Raw genomic sequence first — 10,115 nt, forward strand, 5'->3', positions numbered from 1 at the left:
TAAGGCTACGCCCCTGACCAGTCATCGCGCAGTCCCCGGGGGGTCGGCGTCGCCCAGATCACAGTGCCCGGCGGAACTTTGGCCGAAAAATCGCGTTAGAAAGCCACTTCAGCAGGGAAATGTCGCCGACTGCCGATCGGGTGAAAACCATCAAAAGCGGACAAATGCCTCAAGCATTGACCGGATGCGATCGATCGACGGCTGTCGATCACCATCTTGTCCCAATTCTGTGACAAAGCTGGCCGTCCCGGCCGGTGCGCCGTATCCGGTCGGCGCCGGCGCTACCGCCGCTGGGCCGGGACGGCGGCCGGTGCGCCCGGCAGCGCCACCTGGATCAGGCAGCCGCCCGGCTGGTCGGCCACCTCGATCCGCCCACCGTGCAGGTCCACCGCCCAGCGGGCGATGGCCAGGCCCAGGCCGGTGCCGCCGTCGCTGCCCGGGCCCTGCGCGGTGGCGGTGCCGGTGCGGCTGAACCGGTCGAAGACCCGGATCCGGTCCTCGGCCGGGATGCCGGGGCCCTGGTCCTCGACCTCCAGCAGCAGGCCGAGCGGCGCCTGCCCGGCCCGGGCCCGCACGGTGACCAGGCCGGCCGGCGGGGAGTGCTTGCAGGCGTTGTCCACCAGGTTGGCCACCACCTGGTGCAGCCGCTCGGGGTCGGCCACCGCGGTCAGCCCCTGCGGCTGCACGTCCAGGCGCAGCCGCACGTCGTCCCGCCGGCTCCAGGCGCCGCCGGCGGTGGCGCCGTCCACGGTGACCCCGCGCAGCACGCCGGCCAGGAACGCGCCCACCTCGAACTCGCGCGCGTCCAGCGGCACCACGCCGCCGTCCAGCTTGGACAGGTCCAGCAGGTGGGTGACCAGTCGGCCGAGCCGCTCGGTCTGCTCCAGCGCGGCGCCCAGCGTCGCGGGCTCGGCGGTGACCACGCCGTCCACGATGTTCTCCAGCACGGCCTGCAGCGCCGCGATCGGTGTGCGCAGCTCGTGCGAGACGTTGGCGACCAGCTCCCGGCGGTGCCGGTCGGCGGCCTCCAGGTCGGCGGCCATGGTGTTGAAGGTGGCCGCCAGCTCGCCGATCTCGTCGCGCGAACGGGTGGTCACCCGGCGGCTGTAGTCGCCGTCGGCCATCGCCTGGGCCGCCGCGGTGAGGTCGCGCAGCGGGGCGGTGAAGGTGTGCGCCAGCAGCTGCATGAAGAGCAGCGAGGCGATCATCGAGAAGACCGTGATCACCCGCACCTGGGTGCCGGAGCGGATCGCGATCAGCACCAGGCCGGTGGCGATCACCACCGCGATGACCACCAGCAGGCTCAGCTTGCCCTTGATCGACCGCAGCGGGTCGAGCGGGCGCACCGCCCGCCACAGCCGCGCGGCGAGCCGTCCGCCAGGCCGCTTGCCGGCCGACGGATCGAGGTCGGTCTCGTCGTTCATCGGTGCTCGGTCCCCGTTTTTCCTGTGCCCCGTGTGCTGCCGTGTGCGCCGGTCAGCCGACCGGAGCCTCCAGCGCGTAGCCCACGCCGTGCACGGTGCGGATCCAGGTCGCGCCGATCTTGCGCCGCAGCGCCTTCACGTGGCTGTCCACCGTGCGGGTGCCGGAGGCATCGGTCCAGTCCCAGACCTCGGCCAGCAGCTGCTCGCGGGTGAGCACCGCGCGGGGCTGGGCGGCCAGGCAGGCCAGCAGGTCGAACTCGGTCGGGGTCAGGTGCACGTCGCCGGAGGCCAGCCGGACCCGGCGCTGCACGTGGTCGATCTCCAGCTCGCCGAAGCGCAGCGAGCCGAGCGCGGGGGTGCGGGCGGCCTGCTGGGCCCGCTCCACCCGGCGCAGCAGCACGTTGACCCGGGCCGCCAGCTCGCGCATTGAGAACGGCTTGGTCATGTAGTCGTCGGCACCCACGCCGAGGCCGACCAGCAGGTCGGTCTCGTCGTCCCGGGCGGTCAGCATCAGTACCGGTACCGGGCGCTGCGCCTGGATCCGGCGGCAGACCTCCAGCCCGTCGAAGCCGGGGAGCATGATGTCGAGCACCACGAGGTCGGGTTGCCAGGTGTGGAATCCGTCCACCGCGCCGGGGCCGTCGTGGGCCACCGCGACCTTGAAGCCCTCCGCGCCCAACCGGGCCGCAATGGACTCGGCGATGGTGGGTTCGTCCTCCACCACCAGCACGCGTCGCTGCGCGATCACACCGCTCGTCCCGGTGTCCTGCTGAATCTCTGTCACGGTCACGCCACCGCCCCCAGGGCCTGCGGGCCGTCACCTGTGGGAGTGCCGGGCACCGCTCGTAGTCTTGTTCCGTCGTTTGTCACCGTGCCGGTCGGTTGCCCCGGGATGGCACACCTCGCAGCGTACGGACCCCGGGTGCGCCCCGACAGGCGGTCAGCAGAAATCCCGCCGCAGGCCGATGCCCACGCCCCGGGGACCGGCACGGGCCGCTACCTTACCCGGCCTGGTCGCCCCGCCGTAACGGTGCGTGTGCACGAATCCGGCCAGGCCGGGTGCGACCGGCGATCTGCGGCGAAGGTCTGGACCAACTCCTGAACTGCCCTGATGCGCAACGCGGCTGGATCTTCAGACAGCTCTCAGCCACGCCCCGTACCGTGGACGGAACCGGCCGCGGACGGCAGCGCGTGCACGCGCAGCGAGCGTGTCATGCTCACCTGGACGCAGGCCGGTCGCGATCGGTTCCACCCGCCCGGGGTCGGGCGGCGGCAGAGGGAGGCGGCATGGCCGAGGCAACCCCCAGCGGTACCCGGGGTGTCCCCGTGGCCCGCTACGCCGGCCTGCGCCTGGGCCTGCGCGGCGGGCCGCTGCACTGGCTGCTGGAGCGGCTGCCGACCCCGAGCCGCAACCCGTTCGCGGTGGGCTACCTGCTGCTGCTGGCCGGGACCACCGCGCTCACCCAGTTCGGCGACCCGCAGCTGGTGCACCAGCTGCAGACCATGTCCAGCACCGACGGCCACCACCTGACCAGCACCCCGCTGCGCTCGCTGCTGATGAGCGGGCTGTGGGTGGTCGGGCCGGTCTGGATGCCCTACTTCTGGGCCTTCGCGCTCACCGTGGCGCCGCTTGAGCGCCGGGTGGGGGCGGCCCGGACGGCCGGCGTCTTCGCCGCCGGGCACGTGGTCGGCACCCTGGTCTCGCAGGGCGTGGTGGCCGTCGCGGTGGCGCTGGGCCGGGTCGGGCCGAGCATCCTCGACGAGCTGGACATCGGGATCAGCTACGGCGTGCTGGCCTGCCTGGGCGCGATGGCGGGGCTGCTGAGCCGGCGCGGGCGGGTGCTGGCGCTGGCCGCCGCGGTGCTGCTGGTGGCCCACCAGCTGAGCGAGGACGCCGACCTGGTGACCGCGATCGGGCACCCGACCGCACTGCTGGCCGGGGTGGCGCTGTGGCGCCCGCTGCGCCGGGGGCCGGGCCGGCCGCGCGGCCCGCTGGGCCGGCTGCGCCTGCGGCTGCCCCGAGCGGCCAAGGTGCCCGGCCGGCGCCCGCGTGGAGCCGCGGCGGGTGCCGGAACGGGCCTGACGGCGCCCGTTCGCTGATCGCTCAGAGCGAACAAAACCGGGGGAACAACCCGGACTCCCCAAGCCTTAGTCATGTCGACTCAAGTTCACTGACTGGGGAGAGATCATGGCATCGACGTCCGCTTCGCTCACCCTGCCCGTGCTGCCCCTCGACGACGAGGTGGTGCTGCCGGGCATGGTGGTGCCGCTGGACCTCAAGGACACCGAGGTGCGCGCCGCGGTGGAGGCGGCCCGCTCGGCCGCGCGCTCCTCGGTCGACAGCGGCAAGCCGCAGGTGCTGCTGGTGCCGCGGCTGGACGGTTCGTATGCGGGGGTGGGCACCCTGGCCACCGTCGAGCAGGTCGGCCGGCTGGCCGACGGCGAGCCCGCGGCGCTGGTCCGGGCGGTCCGCCGGGTGCGGATCGGCGCCGGGACCACCGGCCCGGGCGCCGCGCTGTGGGTGGAGACCACGCCGTTCAAGGAGTCGGCGGTGGCCGTCCCGCTCACCGGGCGGTCGGCCGAGCTGGTCAAGGAGTACAAGGCGGTCGCCACCGAGTGGCTGCGCAAGCGCGGCGCCTGGCAGATCGTCGACCGGGTGGCGGCCATCGAGGGCGTCGGCGAGCTGGCCGACAACATCGGCTACGCCCCCTTCGTCTCCGCCGAGCAGAAGCTCAAGGCGCTGCTGGAGGCCGACCAGGTGGCCCGCCTGGAGTACGCGCTGCAGCTGATGAAGGACCACCTCGCCGAGGAGGAGGTCAACGACACCATCCGCAAGGACGTCGAGGAGGGCGTCGCCAAGCAGCAGAAGGAGTTCCTGCTGCGCCGCCAGCTGGAGGCGGTGCGCAAGGAGCTGGCCGAGCTGAACGGCGAGTCCGCCTCCGAGGAGGACGACTACCGGGCCCGGGTGGAGGCGGCCGAACTCCCGGAGAAGGTGCGCGAGGCGGCCCTCAAGGAGGTCGAGAAGCTGGAGCGCAGCTCCGACCAGTCGCCCGAGGGCTCCTGGATCCGCACCTGGCTGGACACGGTGCTCGAGCTGCCCTGGAACAACCGCAGCGAGGACGCCTACGACATCGCCGGTGCCCGCGCCGTGCTGGACGCCGACCACGCGGGCCTGTCCGACGTGAAGGACCGGATCGTCGAGTACCTGGCGGTGCGCAAGCGCCGGGCGGACCAGGGGCTGACCCTGATCGGCGGCCGCCGCGGCGGCGCGGTGCTCGCGCTGGTCGGCCCGCCCGGGGTCGGCAAGACCTCGCTGGGCGAGTCGGTGGCCCGCGCGATGGGCCGCGACTTCGTCCGGGTGGCCCTCGGCGGCGTCCGCGACGAGGCGGAGATCCGCGGCCACCGGCGCACCTACGTCGGCGCGCTGCCGGGCCGGATCGTGCGGGCGATCAAGGAGGCCGGGTCGATGAACCCGGTGGTCCTGCTGGACGAGATCGACAAGGTCGGCTCCGACTACCGGGGCGACCCGGCCGCGGCCCTGCTCGAGGTGCTCGACCCGGCGCAGAACCACACCTTCCGGGACCACTACCTGGAGGTCGAGCTGGACCTGTCCGACGTGGTCTTCCTGGCCACCGCCAACGTGCTGGAGGCGATCCCGGAGCCGCTGCTGGACCGGATGGAGCTGGTCCGGCTGGACGGCTACACCGAGGACGAGAAGGTCGTCATCGCCCGGGACCACCTGCTGCCCCGTCAGCTGGAGCGGGCCGGCCTGTCGGCCGAGACGGTCACGGTGACCGAGGCGGCGCTGCGCAAGCTGGCCGGCGAGTACACCCGCGAGGCCGGGGTGCGCACCCTGGAGCGCTCGGTGGCCCGGATCCTGCGCAAGGTCGCGGCGCAGAGCGAGCTGGGCCAGCGCGAGCTGCCCACCACGGTCGACACCGCGGACCTGCGCGGCCTGATCGGCCGCCCGCACCACACCCCGGAGGCGGCCCAGGAGCCGGCCGAGCGCCGCACCGCGGTGCCCGGCGTGGCCACCGGTCTGGCGGTCACCGGCGCGGGCGGGGACGTCCTCTACATCGAGGCCTCGCTGGCCGACGCGGAGACCGGTTCCACCGGCCTGACCCTGACCGGTCAGCTGGGCGACGTGATGAAGGAGTCGGCGCACATCGCGCTCTCGTTCCTGCGCTCGCGCGGCGCGGAGCTGGAACTGCCGGTGACCGGCCTGCGGGAGCGGGGCATCCACCTGCACGTGCCGGCCGGCGCGGTCCCCAAGGACGGTCCGAGCGCGGGCATCACCATGACCACCGCGCTGGCCTCGCTGCTGTCCGGCCGCAAGGTCCGTACCGACGTGGCGATGACCGGTGAGGTCTCGCTGACCGGCCGGGTGCTGCCGATCGGCGGGGTGAAGCAGAAGCTGCTCGCCGCCGACCGGGCCGGGATCACCACCGTGATCATCCCCAAGCGGAACGAGCCCGACCTGGACGACGTCCCGGCCGAGGTGCTGGAGCGGCTGACCGTGCACCCGCTCTCCGACGTGCGGGAGGTGCTGGCGCTGGCCCTGGAGCCGGCCGAGGTGCTGGTGGCCGGCGCGGCCGCCTGACCCCCGTTCGGCCCCGGTGCGCCGGCCGGTGGACCTCTCGGTCCACCGGCCGGCGCACTACCACATGCGCCCCGCCGCCGCGGGCAGGCTGCGCGGTGCGGCGGTGCCGCGGTACGGGGAGTCGGGTGAACATGGCTCGGGTTCCTGTGCGACACTGCGCCAATGCCGTCGCCTACACAGAAAGCCCTGGCCAAGGTGCCTGGGCCGCTGCGCCCCTTTCTCGTGCAGCACCGCAGTCTGGTGAAGTTCCTGGTGGTGGGTGGCTCCTGCTTCCTGCTGACCGTGGTGATCAACTACGGGCTGAAGTTCACCGTCTGCCAGTCCAAGCCGGTGGTCGCGCTCACCATCGCGACGGCGCTGGCCACCGTGGTCTCGTACCTGTGGAACAAGGCCTGGTCGTTCCGGTCCGAGGGGAGCCACAAGGAGGCGATCCCGTTCATCCTGGTCAGCGCGATCGCGGTCGGCGTGAACGACCTGCCGCTGCTGGCCAGCCGGTACCTGTGCAACCTGCGCGAGCCGCACGTCTCGCACTTCACCCAGGAAGTCGCCGACTTCATGAGCGGCATGATCCTGGGCACCCTGGTGGCGATGGCCTTCCGCTACTGGGCGATGAAGAAGTTCGTCTTCACCACCCCCCGCGCGGGCGGCGACTCCGCCGAGCGGCACACCGAGCCGCCGGCCCGGGTCGGCTGACGCGGCGTCCGTTCAGACCTCGGTCGCGGCGGCCGTCGGCCGGCCGCCCCGGGGCCTGAGGACCACGGCCACCAGCGCCACCACGAAGCCGACCACCGCCCAGGCGGAGAGCACCAGCAACGGCACCGTGATGTTTGTGGCGTCGAAGTACGCGATCGAGCGGGCCACCTCGGTACCGGCGCCGTTCGGCAGCCAGGCCCCGATCGCCCGCCAGAACGGCGGCATCAGCGGCGGTGGGAAGACCCCGCCCGCGCTCGGGTTGCCGAGCACCACGAAGAGCAGCACCGCCAGGCCGATGCCGACCACGTCGAACCAGCACTCCAGTGCCATGGTGACCAGGCCGACCGCGAAGACCACCAGGGTGCCCAGCCCCCACAGTCCGGCGATCGAGCCGGGCAGCGCGTTCAGGAGCGGGCCGATGATCAGTGCCCCGCCGATCCCCGCCGCGATCGAGTAGAGCGCCAGCACCCCGACCCGGATCAGACCGCGGTTCAGGTTGGCCGGGCGCGAGCCGGCGCTGATGCCCAGGATCGAGGCGACCAGGTAGCCGCCCACGCACCAGCCGACGACCAGGTAGAACGAGGAGAGCCCCTCCGCGTCCCCCCGGGCCAGCGGCACCACGTCGCGCACCGTCACGGTGCGGTTCTGGTTGTGCTCGAGCGTGGTGACGATGCTGGTCGCGGCGGACGCCGCGGCCGGGCCGCGGGCGTTGGCCACCAGCAGGGTGTCCTGGGTGCCGGACGGGTCGTAGAGCAGTGCGGCGTAGATCTTCTGGTCCCTGATCCGGCTGGTCGCCGCCGCCTCGTCGGGCACCGCGCTGGGCTTCACCGCGCCGTTCGGCACCTGCGCCAGCCCCGCTATCAGCTTGGGCTGCGCCTGGGCCGGGGCGACCACGCCGATCGACAGCTGATGCGGCGTCGGGTCGTGCAGGGCGCCGACGTACGAGGTGATGAAACCCAGTTGGAGCAGCAGCACGCCGATCACCAGCAGTGCCGCGCGGCCGGTGACGGCGTCCTTGAGCTCGCTGACGAATCCTTGGCCTTGGGTGGGCAACGGCATCCTCCTCCGGGCGATGTCGGATAAATCGCATGAATCTCATCCTTCATAGCACCGAGGGCTTCCCTTCGGGCTCTCCCGCGCCGCCCTGGTGGATACTGATCGCGCGCCGGACGGCGGCGGGAAACGGCTGGTTGATGGCGGTGGGCGTGAGCGAGGAGCCGGTGGCGCAGGAGGCGGTCTTCCGCGAGGTGGAGCGCGAGGTGGCCGTGATGTTCCGGCGCGGTCGGGCCCGCTCGGCCGAGATGTCGCGCCTGGTGCACCCGCAGTTGGAGGGGATGGCGTACAGCCTGCTGGCCCACCTGCACGACAGCGGCCAGGTCCGGGTCACCGAGGTGGGGGCGCACTTCGGGGTCGGCAAGGCGACCATCAGCCGGCAGATCAAGACGCTGGAGGAGCTGGGCCTGGTGGCCCGCGAGCCGGACCCGCAGGACGGGCGGGCCTGGCTGGTCTCGGTCACCGCGGACGGCGAGCGGCGCTACCTGCGGGCGCACGAGGCCCGCCTGGCCTCGTTCCGCGAGCTGCTCGGCAGCTGGGAGCCGGCCGACCTCGCGCAGTTCGCCCGGCTGCTGGCCCGGTTCAACGACTCGGCGCAGCGCCTGTACCGCACGCCCGAGCTGGCGGCGGAGGCCGAGGGCGACGAGCGGGCCTGAAGCCGCGGGGGTTCGCCGAAAAGGTTGCCTGGGTCAACTAATGCCCTTATGGTTGCCTTAGGCAACGAAATCTAAGGACTCGTCCCCATGACCGCTGTACCCAGCCCGTCCGACCGTCCGATGACGCACCGGGAGATCCTCGAGGCGCTCTCCGGCCTGCTGCTCGGCCTCTTCGTGGCGGTCCTGTCCTCGACCATCGTCTCCAACGCGCTACCCACCATCCTGGGCGACCTGCACGGCGGCGAGTCCGCCTACACCTGGGTGATCACCGCGGCGCTGCTCAGCCTGACCGCCTCCACCCCGATCTGGGGCAAGCTCTCCGACCTGGTGAGCAAGAAGCTGCTGATGCAGGTCGCGCTGGTGATCTACATCCTCTCCTCGACCCTGGCCGGCCTGTCGCAGAACACCGCCGAGCTGATCGGCTGCCGGGTGCTGCAGGGCGTCGGCGCCGGCGGAGTGGTGGCGCTGGGTCAGATCTGCCTGGCCGCGATGGTGCCCCCGCGCGAGCGCGGCAGGTACAGCGGCTACTTCGGCGCGGTCTTCGCGCTGGCCACCATCGGTGGCCCGCTGATCGGCGGGGTGATCGTGGACACCCCGTGGCTGGGCTGGCGCTGGTGCTTCTACGTCGGCATCCCGTTCTCGTTGATCGCCATCGTGGTGCTGCAGCGCACCCTGCACCTGCCGGTGGTGAAGCGGGCCGCGAAGATCGACTACCTCGGCTCGCTGCTGATCGCGGGCGCCGTCTCGCTGCTGATGGTCTGGGTCACGCTGGCCGGCAAGAACTACCCCTGGGCCTCCTGGCAGACCGCGGCCATGGTCGGCGGCGGACTGCTGCTGGCGCTGCTGTTCGTGCTGACGGAGCGCCGGGCGGCCGAGCCGATCATCCCGCTGGGCCTGTTCCGGCACCGCACGGTGAGCCTGGCCGCCGTCGCCAGCGCTCTGGTCGGCATCGGGATGTACGGCGCGACCACCTTCCTGAGCCAGTACTTCCAGCTGGCCCGCGGCAAGACCCCGACCATGGCCGGCCTGCTCACGCTGCCGATGATCCTGGGCCTGGCGGTCTCCTCGGCGGCGGCCGGGCGGCTGATCACCCGTCACGGCCGGTGGAAGCGCTACCTGGTGGCCGGCACCTTCCTGCTGGCGCTCGGCTTCACCCTGCTGGGCACCGCCCGGGCGCAGACCAGCTACGGCCTGCTCTCGCTCTACATGCTGGCCACCGGCATCGGCCTCGGCCTGACCTCGCAGAACCTGGTGCTGGCGGTGCAGAACACGGTGCCGGTCAAGGAGTTGGGCACCGCCAGCTCGGCGGTCACCTTCTTCCGCACCATGGGCGGGGCGATGGGCGTCTCCGCGCTGGGCGCGCTGCTGGGCACCAAGGTCACCCACTACCTGGCCGACAACCTGCGTGCGGCCCACCTGCCGGCCACCGGCGCGCCGGGCGGCGGCGACCTGCCCGACCTGCACAAGCTCCCGGCCCCACTGGTGCCGCTGGTGACCGACGCCTTCGGCCACGGCATCGGCACCGTCTTCCTGGTCGCGGCGCCGTTCGCACTGCTCGCCTTCCTGGTGGTGCTGTTCATCCGCGAGGTCCCGCTGCGCACCCACCATGCGGAGCCGGCCGCCCGGCCGGCGGCGGTGCCGCAGTCGCAGGACGCCTGAGCCGCCCGCCCGCACGTCGAAGGGCCGCCC

8 protein-coding genes are annotated in these 10,115 nt (G+C 72.6%); 5 read left to right on the forward strand and 3 right to left on the reverse strand.

Annotated elements, in window-relative coordinates:
* Positions 1-281 precede the first annotated feature (281 nt).
* Both C7C46_RS29520 and C7C46_RS29525 read right to left on the reverse strand, forming a co-directional pair.
* Positions 282-1,424 (reverse strand): sensor histidine kinase, encoded by a 1,143-nt coding sequence (locus C7C46_RS29520; RefSeq protein WP_110672988.1) that lies wholly within the window; start codon positions 1,422-1,424, stop codon positions 282-284.
* Between the two features lie 52 nt (positions 1,425-1,476).
* Complete coding sequence (locus tag C7C46_RS29525; RefSeq protein ID WP_181442599.1) at positions 1,477-2,208, reverse strand: response regulator transcription factor; 732 nt, start codon at positions 2,206-2,208, stop codon at positions 1,477-1,479.
* 503 nt (positions 2,209-2,711) lie between these two features.
* Between C7C46_RS29525 and C7C46_RS29530 the strand changes: the two genes are divergently transcribed.
* The 3 genes from C7C46_RS29530 (at position 2,712) to C7C46_RS29540 (ending at position 6,717) form a co-directional block, all read left to right on the forward strand.
* Positions 2,712-3,524, forward strand: coding sequence for a rhomboid-like protein (locus tag C7C46_RS29530; RefSeq protein ID WP_110672990.1), 813 nt, complete (start codon positions 2,712-2,714; stop codon positions 3,522-3,524).
* A gap of 88 nt (positions 3,525-3,612) precedes the next feature.
* Positions 3,613-6,024: an endopeptidase La gene (gene lon, locus C7C46_RS29535; RefSeq protein ID WP_110672991.1), complete on the forward strand. Its 2,412-nt coding sequence runs from the start codon at positions 3,613-3,615 to the stop codon at positions 6,022-6,024.
* A 162-nt stretch (positions 6,025-6,186) separates the two neighbouring features.
* A complete protein-coding gene (locus C7C46_RS29540; RefSeq protein WP_110672992.1) occupies positions 6,187-6,717 on the forward strand; it encodes a GtrA family protein in 531 nt (176 codons plus the stop codon).
* Positions 6,718-6,729: 12 nt separating this feature from the next.
* Here C7C46_RS29540 and C7C46_RS29545 read toward each other — a convergent pair whose 3' ends face one another.
* A complete protein-coding gene (locus C7C46_RS29545; protein ID WP_110672993.1) occupies positions 6,730-7,776 on the reverse strand; it encodes a DUF3533 domain-containing protein in 1,047 nt (348 codons plus the stop codon).
* A gap of 146 nt (positions 7,777-7,922) precedes the next feature.
* Between C7C46_RS29545 and C7C46_RS29550 the strand changes: the two genes are divergently transcribed.
* The gene (locus C7C46_RS29550) at positions 7,923-8,426 is read left to right on the forward strand and encodes a MarR family winged helix-turn-helix transcriptional regulator (RefSeq protein WP_181442600.1); all 504 of its coding nucleotides are present in this window, start codon (positions 7,923-7,925) and stop codon (positions 8,424-8,426) included.
* Between the two features lie 87 nt (positions 8,427-8,513).
* Positions 8,514-10,085: an MDR family MFS transporter gene (locus tag C7C46_RS29555; protein WP_245985158.1), complete on the forward strand. Its 1,572-nt coding sequence runs from the start codon at positions 8,514-8,516 to the stop codon at positions 10,083-10,085.
* The last annotated feature ends 30 nt before the right edge of the window (positions 10,086-10,115 follow it).

The sequence above is a fragment of the Streptomyces tateyamensis genome, from assembly GCF_003205575.1.
GTDB classification, from domain to species: domain Bacteria; phylum Actinomycetota; class Actinomycetes; order Streptomycetales; family Streptomycetaceae; genus Kitasatospora; species Kitasatospora tateyamensis.

Coding starts and splice junctions, on each gene's coding strand:
- lon (WP_110672991.1), top strand. CDS start 3,613: ATGGCATCGACGTCCGCTTCGCTCACCCTGCCCGTGCTGCCCCTCGAC.
- C7C46_RS29545 (WP_110672993.1), bottom strand. CDS start 7,776: ATGCCGTTGCCCACCCAAGGCCAAGGATTCGTCAGCGAGCTCAAGGAC.
- C7C46_RS29540 (WP_110672992.1), top strand. CDS start 6,187: ATGCCGTCGCCTACACAGAAAGCCCTGGCCAAGGTGCCTGGGCCGCTG.
- C7C46_RS29530 (WP_110672990.1), top strand. CDS start 2,712: ATGGCCGAGGCAACCCCCAGCGGTACCCGGGGTGTCCCCGTGGCCCGC.
- C7C46_RS29520 (WP_110672988.1), bottom strand. CDS start 1,424: ATGAACGACGAGACCGACCTCGATCCGTCGGCCGGCAAGCGGCCTGGC.
- C7C46_RS29555 (WP_245985158.1), top strand. CDS start 8,514: ATGACCGCTGTACCCAGCCCGTCCGACCGTCCGATGACGCACCGGGAG.